Here is an 18,036-nt window from a genome sequence, read left to right on the forward strand (position 1 = left end):
CTATCCAGAACAACAAGTCATCTCTAACAAACCCATACCAACTACAAACAAAACTTATCAACAAAAAAACAACCTGAGAAAAAACAACATAAACATTAGATGTCTTCCAGGCTGTTCAAAATGCGCAGCAGTCATTTCGCGGGAGTCGCGTTATCATGTCGCCCACTGACGATGGACAAGTAATGAGGAATGGCATGACCCCTTGGCTGACGGTTGTAGGCATTGCCGAAGACGGCTTCAAAGGTCTTGGCAAAAATGCCCGGCGCGCCTTGATGAGCGCCTCGCGGATCATCGGCGGTCAGCGTCAGCTGGATCTGTTGCCGGTGTGCATCCGTGGCGAGCGCCAGTTGTGGCCGAGCCCGTTTTCCCTGGCCCCGGTGCTCGAGCGTCGCGGCGAAGCGGTGTGTGTGCTGGCCAGCGGTGATCCGATGTTCTACGGCGTTGGCGCGAGTCTGGCGCGTCAGGTTCCGGAGGCCGAGATGCTGGTCCTGCCGGCCCCGTCGTCCTGCTCGCTGGCGGCGGCCCGACTGGGCTGGCCGTTGCAGGACGTCAGCGTGCTGTCGCTGGTGGCTCGCCCGCTGGCGGCCCTCAACGTGCAACTGTTTGGCGGCGTGCGCCTGTTGTTGCTGAGCAATGACGGTCAGAGCCCGGCCGCCGTTGCGGCATTGCTGCGCGAGCGCGGATTCGGCGCCAGTCGCCTGAGCGTCCTGGAGCATCTGGGCGGCAGCGTCGAACGCCGGATCGACGGCACCGCCAACGACTGGAACGATCCGCGCATTGCCGACCTCAACGTGATCGCCATCGAATGCCTCGCAGATCCAGACACTCCGCGCCTGTCGCGCCTCGCCGGGCTGCCGGACTCGGCCTTCCGGCACGAGGGCCAACTGACCAAGCGTGACGTGCGCGCCATCACCCTCGCCCGCCTCGCCCCGACACCGGGCGAACTGCTGTGGGACGTCGGCGCCGGCAGCGGCTCGATCGGCATCGAGTGGATGCGCGCGCACCCGAGCTGTCGCGCACTGGCCATCGAGGCTGACGAGGGTCGCCAGCAGCTGATCGAACACAACCGCGATGCGCTGGGTGTTCCCGGCCTGCAACTGATTCGTGGCAGCGCCCCGCAAGCTCTCGCCGGGCTGGAGCCACCGGACGCGATTTTCATCGGCGGCGGCGTGACCCGCGAAGGTGTGCTGGAAACCTGCTGGGAACAACTCAAACCCGGTGGCCGACTGGTCGCCAACGCTGTGACCCTGCAAAGCGAAATGACCTTGATGAACTGGCGCGAACGCCACGGCGGCGAACTGACCCGCATCCACATCGCCCAGGCGCAGCCGCTGGGCGAGTTCGACACCTGGCGCCAGGCATTGCCCATCACCCTGCTCGATCTGGTCAAACCCCTTGATGCGTGACGAAACCGCCGAACAACCCGCGCCCCTGCGCAGCGGCCTGACCACCGGCAGCTGCGCCACAGCCACCAGCCTCGCTGCTGCCCGCCTGCTGCTCGGCGGAGTGGTGGCGGACGCCGTGCAGATCGTGTTGCCCAAGGGCAAGCAGGTGCAGATGCGTCTGGAGTTCTGTCGGCTGACCGAAGACGGCGCGGAAGCCGGGACGATCAAAGATGCGGGCGATGATCCGGACGTGACTCACGGCGCCCTGCTCTATTCGCAAGTGCAACTGATCACCGAACCGGGAATCCGCTTCATCGCCGGCAAAGGCGTCGGCACAGTGACTCGACCGGGACTGGTGCTGGCCGTCGGCGAACCGGCGATCAACCCGGTGCCGCGCAAGATGATCAGCGATCACCTGACTTTGCTGGCCGAAGAAACCGGCTATCGCGGTGGCTTCGAGGTGACGGTGAATGTCGAGGGCGGCGAAGCGTTGGCATTGAAAACCATGAACCCGCGCCTGGGAATTCTAGGCGGGCTGTCGATCCTCGGCACCAGCGGCATCGTCCGGCCGTTTTCCTGCGCGGCGTACATCGCTTCGATCCACCAAGGCATCGACGTGGCGAAAACCAACGGCTTCCTGCACATCGCCGCCTGCACCGGCAATGCCAGCGAAGACACCATGCGCCGGGTCTACAACCTGCCGGAAATTGCCCTGATCGAAATGGGCGACTTCGTCGGCGCGGTGCTCAAGCACCTGCGCAAAGTACCTGTGGATAAACTCAGCCTGTGCGGCGGCTTCGGCAAGATCAGCAAACTGGCGGCCGGGCACATGGACCTGCACTCGCGTCATTCGAGCATCGACCTGCCGCAACTGGCCGCCTGGGCGGCGGCGATTGGCGCCGACGATGCGCTGCAGCAAGCCATTCGCGGGGCGAACACCAGTCAGCAGGCGTTGGCGATGGCCAGTGCGGCGGGTGTTGCCCTGGGTGATGAGGTCTGCCGCCACGCTCTGGAATTCGCCCGCAGCGTGGTGCCGGCTCAGGTCCAGGTCGAAGTGTTTGCGATTGATCGTCAGGGCGGCATCGTCGGCCATGCGGGGGCTTTTGTATGAAGCGGATTCTGTTGCTCGGCGGCGTGACTGAAGCGCTGGCCATCGCGCGCACTTTGGGACCGGAACACATTTACAGCCTGGCTGGCGTCGGCCGGGTGCCGACCGATCTGACGTGTCAGGTGCGCGTCGGCGGCTACGGTGGCGCCGAAGGTCTGGCGCAGTTCATTCTCGACGAAGGCATCACACTTTTGCTCGACGCGACCCATCCCTACGCCGCGCAAATCAGCTACAACGCCGCCACTGCTGCGCAACTCACCGGCATCCCCTGCTGGGCCTTGCGCCGCCCGGCGTGGCAACCGCAACCGGGCGATGACTGGCGCGAAGTCGCCGACTGGGCCGAACTGATCACCGCCCTCGACCCCTTCCGCCGCCCCCTGTTCACCCTTGGCCGCGAACCGCTGCAACACCTCGATGAAATCCCCGCGCACCAGTTCTGGACCCTGCGCGCCCTCGACGTCTACCCCGGCAACGAACGCTGCGAAGTCATCGGCGCCCGTGGGCCGTTTCTGCTGGAGGACGAGCGAGCGTTGTTCGAACGCCGGCAGATCGACGTGCTGATCAGCAAGAACAGCGGCAGCGCCGCAACCGAGCCGAAACTGGAAGTGGCGAGGGCGCTTGGGGTTCCGGTGATGGTGTTGAAGCGGCCGGTGTTGGCGAGGGTTGATCGGGAGTTTTGGACGGTTGCTGACGCCATCGCTGCCCTCGCAGCCGGAGTCCGACCGTGAAAAACAAAAAGCTCAAGTCCTACTGAGTGCTAGGACACTGCCCACAAGAACTTAAAGAATCGCTGACTATCTGCACGAGCGGCCCAGGCTTACGTTTAGCGTTTCATCGAATTTGTGAGCACGTTCCAATGACCGGAAAATTCACCCGCTTCGACATCAAGGACTTTCTCCACACGCCTGCTGAACTGGTGCACTACGTCAAGGCATGTTCGGAACTGGACTCAGGCGATGGACGATTCAACCGCGTGGCGCTCCGAGACTATGAGCAGACCATCCGATTGAGAATTCAATCTGATCCGGATTTCGCACAGGCATTGCAAATCGAAGCCGCTACACTCTTTCATAACGGCGAGACGGAACTGGCAAGCATGCTACTCGCACAATTGCATGTAGCGCTGCGACACCAAACCGCACGACGCTTTTTTACTTATCGGCCCTGATCAGGCTAAATAGCCGCGCCTGATCGCCCACCCTACGGATCTGTCCCATGAACCGACACCGGCTCGCATTTGCCTGGATCGCCTGCTTCGCAGTGCTGTTCAACATGCTCGCCATGCCGTTGACGGGATCGATGGCGCAGGCGGCGCAGACGCCGGCCGAGCAGTTGCTGTGGAGCAGTTTCTGCACCGGCAGCGGGACGAAGATGGTGGCGATCGACATCGGCAGCCTCGATCAGAAGGCGCCGCAAAGCGGTGACCATCATTCGACCATGCAGCACTGCTGGTGCTGCTCCGGATCGGCGCCGGTGGTGGCGTTGCCGGGGCATTCGCCGCAGCTGTATTTCGCTCAATACGAAAGCAATCGCAGCGTGGCGCCCGCCTTGCCGCAAGCCCCGACACCGCGCCAGCAATGGCCGAGTCTCAATCCCCGCGCCTCTCCTCTGGTTTGATTTGTTCCCGCATTTGACCTGCGTTTCAAATCGTTCTGGAGAACTGCCATGTTGAACAAATTCATCGTCATCGCTGCGCTGTTGTTGCCTGCGTGCTTCGCCCATGCCCACGAATACAAGGCCGGCGAGCTGGAAATCGCCCATCCGTGGTCGCAGGAACTGCCGCCGAACGCGCCGACCATTGCCGCGTATTTCATCATTCACAACGGCGGCAAAACCGCTGACCGTCTGCTCAGCGTCGACTCGCCCATCGCCCCGACGGCCGAATTGCACGAGCACGTGATGCAGGGCGATCTGATGAAGATGCAACAGGTGCCGAACGTGGCCATCCCGGCCGGTGGAAGCGTGACCTTCGCGCCGATGGCCTATCACGTAATGCTGATGAATCCGACCGACCGCAGTCTATTGACCGATGGCAAGCGCTTCCCGCTGACCCTGCACTTTGAAAAGGCCGGTGACGTGACCGTCGAAGTCGCCGTGCAGAAAAAGCCACCGCAAGACATGCCGGAACACGCGCACGCCCAGTAACCGTTCCGGCAGACTCCGCCCATGCGCCCCCTGAGCGCCAGGCCCTCCCTGCAACGCCGTCAGACTGAACACCTGACCCGCGGCAGCTGGATCGCCCTGTTCGCCATGTTGATGATCTTCATCGGCCCGCTGATTTCCCAGTCGATGCCGATGGATCAGCACGCCTCGACTTCGATGCCATCGAGCATGGACATGTCGATGGACATGGCGGGCATGGATCACTCCACGCATGAAGCAAAACCCTCGGCCGAACACTGCCCGCCGCAATCTTCGCACCACGTTCTGTGGGAAAAGTGCGGTTATTGCAGCCTGCTGTTCAACTGCCCGGCGCTGACCGGCGGTGGCAGTTTCGCCACCTTCAGCATTCCCCACGTCAACACCTTCACCCCACCCTCCCCGCGTCTGGGCCATGCCCGGCAGACCTTCTTCCCCGGCGCCCGCACCCGCGCCCCGCCCGTCGCAGCGTAAACAACCACCTCTGATTGCACACGGTTGAGAAGACAGCTTCAGGCTGCCGGCCGTGTCGTTTACGACTGTTTGATGGAAATTGTCATGTACAGGTTTTCTGCTGTCCCACGCCCGGGCTCTGCCCCGGCGTCCTTTGCCCTGAACGAATCCCGCGTTCGTTTCAGGCACGCTACCGCCGTCCTTTGCGGCGTCCTGCTGTCCCCGCTGGTCCACGCCGACGAACACGCCGGCCACGCTGATGAGCTGAGCCCGACGGTGATCACCGCCATCGCCCCGAGCTCGCCGCTGACCATCGTCACCAACCCGAAAGACCCGCGCCAACCAGTCCCGGCCAGCGACGGCGGCGACTACCTGAAGACCATTCCCGGCTTCGCCCTGGTGCGCAACGGCGGCACTAACGGTGATCCGGTGCTGCGCGGCATGTTCGGTTCGCGCCTGAACATCCTCACCAACGGCAGCATGATGCTCGGCGCCTGCCCCGGCCGGATGGACGCGCCGACCTCGTATATCTCGCCCGAGACCTACGACAAACTCACCGTGATCAAAGGCCCGCAAACCGTGCTCTACGGACCGGGCGCATCCGCCGGCACGATCCTGTTCGACCGCGAGCCTGAAAGCTTCGGCGAACTCGGCACCCGGGTGAATGCCAGCGTGCTGGCCGGCTCCAACGGGCGCTTCGACAAAGTCGTCGATGCGGCGGCCGGCGGACCGCTGGGCTACGTGCGGGTGATCGGCAACACCGCGCACTCCGACGACTACCGCGACGGCAACAACGACATTGTTGCCTCGCGCTATGACAAGTGGAACGGCGATGTAGCGCTGGGTTGGACCCCGGACGCCGACACCCTGATCGAACTCACCGCCGGCAAAGGCGACGGCGAAGCACGCTACGCCGGACGCGGCATGGACGGCTCGCAATTCCTGCGCGAAAGCCTCGGTCTGCGTTTCGAGAAATCCAACATCAGCGACGTGCTGGAGAAGCTCGAAGCGCAGGTCTACTACAACTACGCCGACCACGTGATGGACAACTACACCCTGCGCACGCCGTCCGGCACAGGGATGATGGCAGGTCCCATGGCGTCCAACGTCGACCGCCGCACCCTCGGCGCACGGATCAAGGCCACCTGGCGCTGGGCCGACATCCAGCTGATCACCGGCCTCGATGCGCAGACCAACGAACACCGGCAGCGCAGCGGCATGGGCATCGATACCTACAAGGATCAGCCGTACACCAAGGACGCCGACTTCCATAACTACGGGGTGTTCAGCGAACTGACGTGGTACGCCGCCGACCGTGATCGCCTCATTACCGGAGCCCGGATCGACCGTGCCTCGGCCAAGGACTACCGGCAGAGCATCGGCTCGGGAATGATGTCCCGGCCCAATCCAACTGCCGACGAAACCCGCGCCGACACCTTGCCCAGCGGCTTTATCCGTTACGAACATGACCTGGCCGACAGCCCGACCACGCTCTACGCCGGCCTCGGCCACGCGCAACGTTTTCCGGATTACTGGGAGCTGTTTTCGCCCAAGTCCGGCCCGGCGGGCTCGGTCAATGCCTTCGATTCGATCAAACCGGAAAAGACTACTCAGTTCGACTTCGGCGTGAACTACAAGAGCGCCGACCTCGAAGCCTGGGCCTCGGGCTACATCGGCGTGGTGCGCGACTACATCCTGTTCGACTACACCCCGACGATGATGGGCATGAGCACTTCCCGCGCCGAGAACATCGACGCGCGGATCATGGGCGGTGAACTCGGTGCCGCCTACAAACTCACCGACCACTGGAAAGCCGATGCGACCCTGGCCTACGCCTGGGGCAAGAACAGCAGCGACGGCAAGGCCCTGCCGCAGATGCCGCCGCTGGATGCGCGCTTCGGCCTGACCTACAGCGAAGACAACTGGAGTGCCGGCGCACTGTGGAGGGTGGTTGCCGCGCAAAACCGTATCGACCAGAACAAGGGCAACGTGGTCGGCAAGGATTACGACAAGAGTTCGGGCTTCGGCGTGTTCTCGCTCAACGGTGCCTACCGGATCAACAAGAACTGGAAGGTCAGTACCGGCGTCGACAACCTGTTCGGCAAGGCTTACGCGGAACACCTGAACCTGGCGGGCAACGCCGGGTTCGGCTATCCGGCCAACGACCCGCAAGCCATCAACGAGCCGGGGCGCACGCTCTGGACCAAGGTGGACATGAGTTTCTAACCCTCAAGGGCACTCGCTCCCCTTGAGGGAGCGAGTGACAACAGACAACTAGAAAATCCAAGCCAAGCGGAGCACTCGTGATGAAACAGCCCAAACCGAATTTCTACAACCTGGCCTGGCGTTGGCATTTCTATGCCGGATTGTTCGTCGCGCCATTCATGGTGATGCTGGCCCTGACCGGCATCATTTACCTGTTCAAGCCGCAACTCGATTCGCTGATGTACAGCAGCCTGCTGAACGTCCCCGCCGGGCATCACAGCGTGCCGGCCGATGACTTGCTGCAAAAGGTCAAAAGCGCTTATCCACAAGGCCAGGTCACCCAGTACCTGCCACCCGCGAACGCCGAGCGCAGCGCGCAATTCGTGGTGAAGAATGCCGGCCATGAGCTGAACGTGTTCGTCGATCCGTACCACGGCGACATCCTTGGCGAGCAGGATGCCAGGCAGAACCTGCAAGCCATCGCCCGGGCGATTCACGGCGAACTGATGATCGGCACCGTCGGTGACCGACTGATCGAAATGGCCGCCGGCTGGGGCGTGGTGTTGGTGGTGTCCGGGGTTTTCCTGTGGTGGCCGCGAGGTCAGGCCGCGGGGATTCTGTGGCCACGTTTGAACAGTCGCGGCCGCGTGCTGTGGCGTGACCTGCATGCCGTTACCGGATTCTGGGGCGCCGGGTTGCTGCTGGTGATGCTGCTCAGCGGCATGACCTGGACCGGTTTCTGGGGCAAGCAGTACGCCCAGGTGTGGAACGTGTTCCCGGCGGCGATGTGGAACAACGTGCCGACCTCCAACGTCGAGGCCGGCAGCCTCAACAACGCCGCGCGCCAGACCGTACCCTGGGCGATGGAAAACACCCCGATGCCGATGTCCGGCGACCATGCCGAACACATGGCCCACGGCAGCATGCAACACGGCCCCGCCGCGCCAACCATCCGCCTGCAGGACGTGCAGAACATCGCCATCAAGCGCCAGGTCGAGCCGGGCTACAGCATCACAATGCCGACCACCGCCACCGGCGTGTTCACCATCGCCGTGTTCGCCGACGACCCACGCAACGACGCGACCCTGCACATCGATCAGTACACCGGCAAGGTGTTGGCCGATGTGCGTTTCGAGCAGTACGGCGCGGTTGCCCGGGCCACCGAGATCGGCGTGATGCTCCACGAAGGCAAGATGTTCGGCACCTTCAACCAGATCATCGTGCTGCTGATCTGCCTGATGATCCTGCTCAGCGCCGTCAGCGGCGTGGTGATCTGGTGGAAGCGTCGACCACAGGGCAAGTTCGGCGTGCCGCCGCTGCGCCACGATCTGCCGAAGTGGAAAACCGGGGTGGCGATCATGCTCGTGCTCGCGGTGGTGTTTCCGCTGGTGGGGGCTTCGCTGGTGGTGGTGTGGTTGCTGGATCGGCTGCTGTTGTCGCGTCTGGGCCGGCAAACTGAATCTGCCTCAACTTCATCGTGAATCTCGCGAGATGCGCGATCCAGACAGATCTTTAAACTGCCGGGGCTTAAACTCCGGCAATTTTTAGTGTTACTGTATAACGCAAATTTGCTGCTCTGCCCGCAGCCATGCATTGTCATGAGCCTGCGGGCTTTTCTTTTGAAGAAGTGATTCACCGTCCCGATGAACAAGTACCTCTTGTCCAGCCTCTGTCTGTTCGCCCTGAACCACAGCGCCCACGCCGACAACGCCCCGCTGACGCTGCCCACCGGCACCATCACCGCCCCGGCCAATGACGACCAGACCGTCAGCCTGAACACGCCGACCAGCGCCGGCTCGCGCCTGAACCTCAGCGCGATGGAAACCCCGGCCAGCGTCGAAAGCCTCAGTGGCGAACAAGTCCGTGCCCGTGGCGATCGCAGCGTGCAGGACGCGGTGTCGCGCAGCACCGGCATCAGCCGCACAGGCACGCCGGGCGATGGCGGCACCTCGTTGCAGGCCCGGGGTTTTACCGGGCAGAGTTCGGTGATGCAGTTGTATGACGGCAACCGCATGTACACCGGCATGGGCACCGTGACGTTTCCGGTCGACACCTGGTCAGTGGAGCGCGTCGACGTGCTGCGCGGCCCGGCCTCGGTGCTGTACGGCGAAGGCGCGACCGGCGCGGTGGTCAACGTGATCCCGAAGAAGCCGTTCGAAGGCGAAATCGAAAACCATGTGCGGGTCGGCTACGGCTCGTTCGACCGCCAGCAACAGGCGTTCGACAGCGGCGGTTCGCTGACCGACACCCTGAGCTATCGCCTCAACCTCAATCGCCTGCGCAGCAACGGTTGGGTCGATCGCGGCGACTCGTCCAGCGACTTCATCAGCGCCGCCCTGCGCTGGCAGGCCACCGACGATCTGACCTTCACCCTCGCCCACGATTACGGCGATCAGCGCCCGCAAAACTACTTCGGCACGCCGCTGATCAACGGCCAGTTGAAAGACAGCCTGCGCAACAAGAACTACAACGTGCGTGACGACCAGCAGCACTACAACGATCAATGGACGCGCCTGACCACGGATTGGCAGATCAACAATGCAGTCAGCGCCAGCAACGAGCTGTACTACCTCAAGGCCCAGCGCCGCTGGCAGAACGCCGAGAACTACAACTTCGACGCCGACAGCCAGCAGCTCAGCCGCAGTGGTTACTTTGGCATCGGCCACAAACAGGAGCAGGTCGGCGACCGACAGACCTTCACCTTCAAGCATTCGCTGTTCGGCCTCGACAGCCAGACCGTGACCGGGGTCGACTACAACCGCATCCGCTTCCAGCTCGACAGCAACTCGCCGTTCAACGACGTGTTGCCCAACGGCCAGGCGCTGGATCGCTATCACCCGCAAACCGGCTATTTCGAGAGCGCCGATCCGTATCGCGATCAGTTCGACAGCACCACCAGACAGATGTCGGTGTTCGCCGAAAACCGCACGCAACTCAGCGAGCGCTGGTCGCTGGTGACCGGTGTGCGCCGCGACTACGTGCACGTGGATCGCAACAACCTGGTCGATGGCAGCCAGAGCGACAAGACCCTGACCGGCAACAACTGGAAGGCCGGCCTGGTGTTCGCGCTGACGCAGGACACCTCGCTCTACGGCCAGGTCGCCACCAGCACCGACGGCATCGGTGGTCTGATTTCCCTGAGCCCGAGCCAGCAGCAATATGACCTGTCCACCGCGCGGCAGACCGAGATCGGCTTGAAGCAGCTGTTCTGGGATCAGCGCGGCGAGTTCACGCTGGCGGCGTATCGCATCGTGAAGAAGAAACTGCTGACCGATGATCCGGGCCATCCGACGCTCAAGCAGCAGGTCGGCCAGCAATCGTCGAACGGTTTGGAGGCCAGCCTCGATCTGCAACTGCCACACGCCTGGCAGTTGCAAGCCAACGCGACGATCGTCAAAGCCAAATACGACGATTTCGAAGAAGTGGTCGGTGGCGTGCCGGTGTCGCGCAATGGCAATCGCCCGGTGGATGTGCCACGCCGCACCGCCAATCTTTGGCTGAGCAAGGCGCTGACCGAGGACCTGAAAGCCGGCGCCGGCGTGCGTTATGTCGATGCGCGCTACGCCGACATGGCCAACCGCAACGAGCTGCCGAGCTACACGGTGGTCGATGCGACGCTGTCGTGGAAAGCCCTGCGCAACACCACGCTGGGATTGCAGGTGAACAATCTGTTTGACCGGACGTACGCGCAAAGCCAATACAATGAGGGCCAGCAGTGGATTCTGGGTGAGCCTCGTTCGTTCTTTGTCACCGCTGACTACACCTTCTAGAACAGGAACGAAATGAGCTCACTGTCCCTCACCGATCTCGCCTGGTCCCCCCTGGGCCACGGCCACTGCCATCACCAGTTCCATCTGCGTGACGCCTCGTTGCAAGTGGCCGCCGGTGAGTTCGTCGGGCTGATCGGGCCCAATGGCAGCGGCAAGACCACTCTGTTGCGCTGTGCCTACCGCTTCAGCCAGCCGGAACACGGTGAGGTCAAACTCGGGCACCACAACGTCTGGAAGCAATCCTCACGCTGGTGCGCACAACGCATCGCCGTGGTCTTGCAGGAGTTCCCCGACGCCTTCGGCCTGACCGTCGAAGAAGTGGTCGCCATGGGCCGCACGCCGCACAAAGGCCTGTTCGACGGCGACACGCTGGAAGATCGCAATCTCGCCACTCAGGCCCTCAAATCCGTGGGCCTCGATGGCTTCGAAGACCACGCATTCGCCACGCTGTCGGGGGGTGAAAAACAGCGGGTGATCCTCGCCCGGGCCCTGACCCAGCAACCGCAACTGCTGATCCTCGACGAGCCGACCAACCACCTCGACCCGCGCTATCAGCTGGAGCTGCTGCAACTGGTCAAGCGCTTGCAGATCGGCACGTTGGCGAGCATCCACGACCTGAACCTGGCTGCCGCGTTCTGCGACCGGTTGTATGTGATCAACCACGGTCGCATCGTCGCCAGCGGCACGCCGCAACAAGTCCTGACCTGCGAACTGCTGCGCGACGTGTTCGGCGTCGAAGCATTGATCGATTCCCACCCCCTTCACGGCTACCCGCGAATCACCTGGATAACCCGACCATGACTGTGCGCTCCCTGCTTTGCCTCGCTCTGTTGCTGGGCACCACCCAAGCCTTTGCCGAGGCCACGAAGTACCCGCTGACGATCCAGAGCTGCAACCGCGAAGTGACCTTCAAGCAAGCACCGAGACACGCGGTCAGTCACGACATCAACATGACCCAGATGATGCTCGCCCTCGGTCTCAAATCGAAGATGGCCGGCTATAGCGGCGTCAGTGGCTGGAAATCGGTGACGCCTGAAATGCAGTCGCTGCTCGACGGTTTGCCGGAACTGGCGGCCAAGTACCCGTCGGTGGAAACCCTGCTCAACGCCAACGTCGATTTCTTCTTCGCCGGCTGGGATTACGGCATGCGCGTCGGCGGTGATCTCACGCCGCAGACCCTGCAACCGCTGGGCATCAACGTCTATGAACTGACCGAATCCTGCGCCTTCGTGATGAAACGCCCGGCCGCCACGCTGGACGACACTTACAACGACCTGCGCAACCTCGGCAAGATCTTCGACGTGCAGGATCGCGCCAACGCGCTGATCGCCGACATGCAAAATCAGGTCGCCGAAGTCCGCAAAAACCTGCCCGCCGAAAAGCCACGGGTGTTCCTGTACGACAGTGGCGAAGACCGCGCCATGACCTCTGGCCGCCTCGGCATGCCGCAAGCGCTGATCGACGCCGCTGGCGGGCGCAACGTTCTCGATGATGTCGAAGCGAGCTGGACCCGGGTCAACTGGGAAACCGTGGTCGAGCGCAATCCGCAGGTGATCGTCATCGTCGACTACAGCGAAATCACCGCCGAGCAGAAGATTGAATTCCTGCTGAAGAACAAGGCGCTGCAATCGGTGGACGCGATCAAGAACCAGCGCTTCATCGTCATCCCTTACGTACAGGCCACGCCGGGGATCGACAACGTGCTGGCGGTTGAAACCCTGGCCAAAGGGTTCCACGGCGAATGATCGATCGTCGCTATGCGCTGCTGCTGATCGCCCTCGGTGCCGTGCTGCTGGTGTCGTGTGTGGTGTCGCTGGGTTTCGGCCCGGCGCGGGTGCCGGTGGACGTGGTGTGGCGGATTCTGCTGCACAAGCTGTTCGGCCTCGGCGTGCCGGACTGGAGCGCCGGCCAGGAACACATCGTCTGGCTGATCCGCGTGCCGCGCATGTTGCTCGGTGCGTTGGTCGGCGCCGGGCTGGCGCTGATCGGCGCGGTGCTGCAAGCGGTGACGCGCAATCCGCTGGCCGATCCGCACTTGCTCGGCGTCACCTCTGGCGCCACCCTCGGCGCAGTGATTGTGGTGCTGCACGTCGGCGAGATCGTAGGCCTGCTGACCTTGCCGATCGCCGCGTTCATCGGCGCGTTGTTGAGCATGTTTCTGGTGCTGGGCATCGCCAACCGTCAGGGCCGGCTGGACAGTGATCGTCTGCTGCTGTGCGGCGTGGCAGTGTCGTTCGTGATGATGGCGATCGCCAATCTGCTGCTATTCATGGGCGATCACCGGGCCAGCTCGGCGGTGATGTTCTGGATGCTCGGTGGCCTTGGTCTGGCGCGCTGGGAGTTGTTGGCGGTGCCGGCACTGAGCGTGTTGCTCGGGTTGATTCTGTTGATCGGCATGGCCCGACCACTGAACGCCTTGATGGCCGGCGAACAGACCGCCGTCACTCTTGGCCTGAATGCCCGGGCGGTGCGTCTGCGGGTATTCGTGATCGCCTCGCTGATGACCGGGGTGCTGGTGTCGATCAGCGGCTCCATCGGCTTTGTCGGGCTGATGGTGCCGCACATTGCCCGGCGCCTGATCGGTGCCGAGCATCGGCGTCTGTTGCCGGTGTGCGTGTTGCTCGGCAGCGTTTTCCTCGTCTGGGTGGATGTCGCCGCACGCACACTGATCGCCCCTGAAGACCTGCCCATCGGCGTTGCTACCGCGGCCCTCGGTGGCCTGTTCTTCATCGGCCTGATGCGTCGCCGCTGAATCCTCGGAGTGCGCCCCAATCTGGCGCACCCCGTTGCACCTTTGCATGCAACACGTCCCCTCATGGTGCGCCGTCTCCGCGCGCGACCGCTCTAAACCGACATTTCCCTGCCCAAACCCGACCGGGCACAGCCCTTGCAAAACAGCCATCAGTCGTTCGCATCTGCCAACCATAAAAAACTTTAACGTTCATGGAGATCGCACAATGAAGCGTCGCAGTTTGATCAAGGCTTTCACACTCACGGCATCCATTGCCGCGATGGGCATGACCTGGACCGTACAGGCCGCCGAGACCATCAAGGTCGGGATTCTGCATTCGTTGTCCGGCACCATGGCGATCTCCGAAACGTCGCTCAAGGACATGGCGTTGATGACCATCGACGAGATCAACGCCAAGGGCGGGGTGAACGGCAAGATGCTTGAACCGGTGGTGGTCGACCCGGCGTCGAACTGGCCGCTGTTCGCGGAAAAGGGCCGCCAGTTGCTGACTCAGGACAAGGTCGCGGTGGTGTTCGGCTGCTGGACCTCGGTATCGCGCAAATCGGTGCTGCCGGTGTTCGAAGAACTCAACGGCCTGCTGTTCTACCCGGTGCAGTACGAAGGCGAAGAGATGTCGCCGAACGTGTTCTACACCGGTGCTGCGCCCAACCAGCAAGCGATCCCGGCGGTTGAATACCTGATGAGCGAAGAAGGCGGCAGCGCCAAGCGCTACTTCCTGCTCGGCACCGACTACGTCTACCCGCGCACCACCAACAAGATCCTGCGTTCGTTCCTGCACTCCAAAGGCGTCGCGGATAAAGACATCGAAGAGGTCTACACCCCGTTCGGCCACAGCGACTATCAAACCATCGTCGCCAACATCAAAAAATTCTCGGCCGGCGGCAAGACCGCTGTGATCTCCACCGTCAACGGCGACTCCAACGTGCCGTTCTACAAAGAGCTGGCCAACCAGGGCCTGAAGGCCACCGACGTACCGGTGGTGGCGTTCTCGGTGGGCGAGGAAGAACTGCGTGGCATCGACACCAAGCCGCTGGTGGGCAACCTCGCGGCGTGGAACTACTTCGAGTCGGTGGAGAACCCAGTGAACAAGAAGTTCGTCGATGACTGGAAAGCCTACGCGAAGAAACACAACCTGCCGGGCGCCGACAAAGCAGTGACCAACGACCCGATGGAGGCCACTTACGTAGGCATCCACATGTGGGCGCAGGCGGCGGAGAAAGCCAAATCCACCGACGTCGACAAGGTCCGCGAAGCCCTGGGCGGCCAGACCTTCGCCGCGCCGTCCGGCTACACCCTGACTATGGACAAGACCAATCACCACCTGCACAAACCGGTGATGATCGGCGAGATCCAGAGCGACGGTCAGTTCAACGTGGTGTGGCAGACCGAGGGGCCGATTCGGGCGCAGCCTTGGAGCCCGTTCATTCCGGGTAATGACAAGAAGCCGGAATATGCGGTGAAGAGCAACTGAGCCATTGGATGTCAGGCTTGAGCACAGGGCTTGAGCCTGACACCGATCCTGTGGGAGCTGGCTTGCCAGCGATGGCATCACCTCGGTCCAACAGATGCACCGAGTCGCCTGCATCGCTGGCAAGCCAGCTCCCACAAAATCCAAGCAAGGCGACTCTCTATGCCCACTGCCCTTTACCGCTTGATCCTGGCCATCGCACTTTTGCTACCGATGGCCGTCCATGCCGGGGATGCGGAAGACTTCGTCGCCGCCAACCCGATGCAACAGGCCAAACTGCTAGAAGCCTGGGCTGCGCAGCCCGATCCGGCGCGTGTCGAACTGATCAACGCCCTGCAACAAGGCGAGCTGACCGTCGACGGCCAACCCAAGACCCTGCGCCTGAACAACCGCCTGCGGGGTCTGATCGACACCGCACTGGCCAGCCACCAATTGCTCGCCGCCGACGCCAAAACCCGTCTGACTGCCGCGCAGCAATTGCAGAAAAGCGCCAAACCGGCGCAGCTGAAATTCCTCGACCAGCAACTGGCTGGCGAAACAGACGAAAGCGTCCACGCCGCCCTGAGCCTGGCACTGGCCAATCTGCAACTGGTCGACACTGACCCGGCAGTGCGCCTCGCGGCCGTGCGTCTGCTCGGTGAAACCGGCGACCCGCTGGCCCGTACCCGCCTTGAAGGCCTGCTCGAACCCGGTGTCGAAACCGATGCCAACGTGCGCACCGCCGCCGAAACCAGCCTCGCTCAGGTCAAGCGCAAACTGCTGGTCGGCGAACTGCTCGGTCAGGCATTCAGCGGCATGTCCCTCGGTTCGATTCTGCTGCTCGCGGCACTCGGCCTGGCAATCACCTTCGGCCTGCTCGGCGTGATCAACATGGCCCACGGCGAGATGCTGATGCTCGGCGCCTACTCGACCTACGTCGTGCAGTTGATGTTCCAGCGCTACGCCCCGCAGGCCATCGAGTTCTATCCACTGATTGCGCTGCCGGTGGCGTTCTTCGTCACCGCCGCCATCGGCATGGCCCTGGAGCGCACGGTGATTCGTCACCTCTACGGCCGCCCACTGGAAACCCTGCTCGCCACCTGGGGCATCAGCCTGATGCTGATTCAGCTGGTGCGTCTGGTGTTCGGTGCGCAGAACGTGGAAGTGGCGAACCCGGCGTGGCTGTCCGGCGGGATTCAGGTGCTGCCGAATCTGGTGCTGCCGTACAACCGCATCGTGATCATCGCTTTTGCGTTGTTTGTGGTGGTGCTGACCTGGTTGCTGCTGAACAAGACCCGCCTCGGTCTGAACGTGCGCGCCGTCACCCAGAACCGCAACATGGCCGCCTGCTGCGGCGTGCCGACCGGGCGTGTAGACATGCTCGCCTTCGGCCTCGGCTCGGGTATCGCCGGGCTCGGTGGCGTGGCGCTGAGCCAGATCGGCAACGTCGGCCCGGACCTCGGCCAGAGCTACATCATCGACTCGTTCCTGGTGGTGGTGCTCGGCGGCGTCGGGCAACTGGCCGGCAGCGTGTTCGCTGCGTTCGGCCTGGGCATCGCCAACAAGATTCTCGAACCGCAGATCGGTGCGGTGCTCGGCAAGATCCTGATCCTCGCGCTGATCATTCTGTTCATCCAGAAACGTCCGCAAGGCCTCTTCGCACTGAAAGGACGGGTGATCGACTGATGAACCAGCCTCTACTAGTCACGGCCACACAAAAGGCCGGCCCGAAAGTCACCCTCGCCATCGGCGCGGTGGTGCTCGCCTTGCTGATCGCCCTGCCGCTGCTGTCGCTGTTGCCGGCAGACAGTGCGCTGCATGTCTCGGCTTACACCCTGACACTGGTCGGCAAGATTCTCTGCTACGCCATCGTCGCCCTGGCACTGGATCTGGTCTGGGGTTACGCAGGTCTCTTGTCGCTGGGTCACGGTCTGTTCTTCGCCCTCGGCGGTTATGCGATGGGCATGTACCTGATGCGTCAGGCCGCCGGTGATGGTCTGCCGGCGTTCATGACCTTCCTGTCGTGGACCGAGTTGCCGTGGTACTGGAGCGGCACCGGCAGCTTCCTCTGGGCGATGTGCCTGGTGGTGCTGGCGCCGGGGTTGCTGGCGCTGGTGTTCGGCTTCTTCGCCTTCCGTTCGCGGATCAAGGGCGTGTATTTCTCGATCATGACCCAGGCCCTGACCTTCGCCGGGATGTTGCTGTTTTTCCGCAACGAGACCGGCTTCGGCGGCAACAACGGCTTTACCAATTTCCGCACGATCCTCGGTTTCGGCATCACCGAGCCCGGCACGCGCGCGGTGCTGTTTCTGGCGACGGTGCTGTTGCTGGTGGCGAGCCTGTTCATCGGCTGGCGCCTGGCCCGTAGCAAGTTCGGCCGGGTACTGACCGCGTTGCGCGATGCAGAGAACCGCTTGATGTTCTGCGGCTACGATCCGCGCGGTTTCAAGCTGTTCGTCTGGGTGTTGAGTGCGGTGTTGTGTGGCCTGGCCGGTGCGCTGTACGTGCCGCAGGTGGGGATCATCAACCCGAGCGAAATGTCGCCGACCAACTCGATCGAAGCCGCCGTGTGGGTGGCCCTTGGCGGGCGCGGCACCCTGATCGGCCCGCTGCTCGGCGCCGGCGTGGTCAACGGCATGAAGAGCTGGTTCACCGTGGCCTTCCCCGAATATTGGCTGTTCTTCCTCGGCGCGCTGTTCATCGTCGTGACGTTGTACCTGCCCAAAGGCGTGATCGGTCTGCTGAAGAAACGAGGTGAATCATGAGAGTCACGGCGA

General features: G+C 62.8%; 16 protein-coding genes. All 16 read left to right on the top strand.

All coding sequences use genetic code 11. The features are described from left to right. Positions 1 to 194 precede the first annotated feature (194 nt). The 16 genes from cbiE to urtC all read left to right on the top strand — a co-directional run bounded on the left by cbiE (position 195) and on the right by urtC (position 18,024). Positions 195 to 1,406 (top strand): precorrin-6y C5,15-methyltransferase (decarboxylating) subunit CbiE, encoded by a 1,212-nt coding sequence (gene cbiE / locus QLG12_RS08890; protein ID WP_282474328.1) that lies wholly within the window; start codon positions 195 to 197, stop codon positions 1,404 to 1,406. Then, complete coding sequence (locus tag QLG12_RS08895) at positions 1,399 to 2,496, top strand: cobalt-precorrin-5B (C(1))-methyltransferase (protein WP_236194657.1); 1,098 nt, start codon at positions 1,399 to 1,401, stop codon at positions 2,494 to 2,496. Before cbiE ends, QLG12_RS08895 begins: the two co-directional genes overlap by 8 nt. Next, positions 2,493 to 3,221 carry a cobalt-precorrin-6A reductase gene (locus tag QLG12_RS08900; protein ID WP_282474329.1) on the top strand — a complete coding sequence of 243 codons (729 nt, stop codon included), beginning with the start codon at positions 2,493 to 2,495 and terminating at the stop codon, positions 3,219 to 3,221. The genes QLG12_RS08895 and QLG12_RS08900 overlap by 4 nt, the downstream gene beginning before the upstream one ends. A gap of 128 nt (positions 3,222 to 3,349) precedes the next feature. Continuing rightward, the gene (locus QLG12_RS08905) at positions 3,350 to 3,661 is read left to right on the top strand and encodes a hypothetical protein (protein ID WP_197869877.1); all 312 of its coding nucleotides are present in this window, start codon (positions 3,350 to 3,352) and stop codon (positions 3,659 to 3,661) included. A gap of 47 nt (positions 3,662 to 3,708) precedes the next feature. Beyond that, the gene (locus QLG12_RS08910) at positions 3,709 to 4,110 is read left to right on the top strand and encodes a DUF2946 domain-containing protein (RefSeq protein ID WP_282474330.1); all 402 of its coding nucleotides are present in this window, start codon (positions 3,709 to 3,711) and stop codon (positions 4,108 to 4,110) included. A gap of 48 nt (positions 4,111 to 4,158) precedes the next feature. Continuing rightward, on the top strand, positions 4,159 to 4,638 hold the full coding sequence (locus QLG12_RS08915) for a copper chaperone PCu(A)C (protein ID WP_282474331.1): 480 nt from the start codon (positions 4,159 to 4,161) through the stop codon (positions 4,636 to 4,638). Positions 4,639 to 4,659: 21 nt separating this feature from the next. Beyond that, positions 4,660 to 5,106 carry a DUF2946 domain-containing protein gene (locus QLG12_RS08920; protein ID WP_282474332.1) on the top strand — a complete coding sequence of 149 codons (447 nt, stop codon included), beginning with the start codon at positions 4,660 to 4,662 and terminating at the stop codon, positions 5,104 to 5,106. Positions 5,107 to 5,190: 84 nt separating this feature from the next. Next, on the top strand, positions 5,191 to 7,311 hold the full coding sequence (locus tag QLG12_RS08925) for a TonB-dependent copper receptor (protein WP_282474333.1): 2,121 nt from the start codon (positions 5,191 to 5,193) through the stop codon (positions 7,309 to 7,311). Positions 7,312 to 7,391: 80 nt separating this feature from the next. Beyond that, positions 7,392 to 8,771, top strand: coding sequence for a PepSY domain-containing protein (locus tag QLG12_RS08930; RefSeq protein WP_197869882.1), 1,380 nt, complete (start codon positions 7,392 to 7,394; stop codon positions 8,769 to 8,771). A gap of 162 nt (positions 8,772 to 8,933) precedes the next feature. Then, the gene (locus tag QLG12_RS08935) at positions 8,934 to 11,060 is read left to right on the top strand and encodes a TonB-dependent receptor (RefSeq protein ID WP_282474334.1); all 2,127 of its coding nucleotides are present in this window, start codon (positions 8,934 to 8,936) and stop codon (positions 11,058 to 11,060) included. A gap of 12 nt (positions 11,061 to 11,072) precedes the next feature. Beyond that, positions 11,073 to 11,861 carry an ABC transporter ATP-binding protein gene (locus tag QLG12_RS08940; RefSeq protein ID WP_282474335.1) on the top strand — a complete coding sequence of 263 codons (789 nt, stop codon included), beginning with the start codon at positions 11,073 to 11,075 and terminating at the stop codon, positions 11,859 to 11,861. Then, positions 11,858 to 12,805, top strand: coding sequence for an ABC transporter substrate-binding protein (locus QLG12_RS08945; protein WP_282474336.1), 948 nt, complete (start codon positions 11,858 to 11,860; stop codon positions 12,803 to 12,805). Before QLG12_RS08940 ends, QLG12_RS08945 begins: the two co-directional genes overlap by 4 nt. Next, positions 12,802 to 13,812 (top strand): iron ABC transporter permease, encoded by a 1,011-nt coding sequence (locus QLG12_RS08950; RefSeq protein WP_129973478.1) that lies wholly within the window; start codon positions 12,802 to 12,804, stop codon positions 13,810 to 13,812. The genes QLG12_RS08945 and QLG12_RS08950 overlap by 4 nt, the downstream gene beginning before the upstream one ends. A gap of 205 nt (positions 13,813 to 14,017) precedes the next feature. Beyond that, positions 14,018 to 15,283 (top strand): urea ABC transporter substrate-binding protein, encoded by a 1,266-nt coding sequence (gene urtA, locus QLG12_RS08955; RefSeq protein WP_011332239.1) that lies wholly within the window; start codon positions 14,018 to 14,020, stop codon positions 15,281 to 15,283. 159 nt (positions 15,284 to 15,442) lie between these two features. Then, on the top strand, positions 15,443 to 16,945 hold the full coding sequence (gene urtB, locus QLG12_RS08960) for an urea ABC transporter permease subunit UrtB (protein ID WP_236194664.1): 1,503 nt from the start codon (positions 15,443 to 15,445) through the stop codon (positions 16,943 to 16,945). Beyond that, the gene (urtC, locus tag QLG12_RS08965; RefSeq protein WP_102688366.1) at positions 16,945 to 18,024 is read left to right on the top strand and encodes an urea ABC transporter permease subunit UrtC; all 1,080 of its coding nucleotides are present in this window, start codon (positions 16,945 to 16,947) and stop codon (positions 18,022 to 18,024) included. Before urtB ends, urtC begins: the two co-directional genes overlap by 1 nt. Positions 18,025 to 18,036: the final 12 nt, after the last annotated feature.

Origin of the sequence: Pseudomonas sp. V88_4, assembly GCF_029967985.1 — a bacterium.
Taxonomy (GTDB): Bacteria; Pseudomonadota; Gammaproteobacteria; order Pseudomonadales; family Pseudomonadaceae; genus Aquipseudomonas; species Aquipseudomonas glycinae.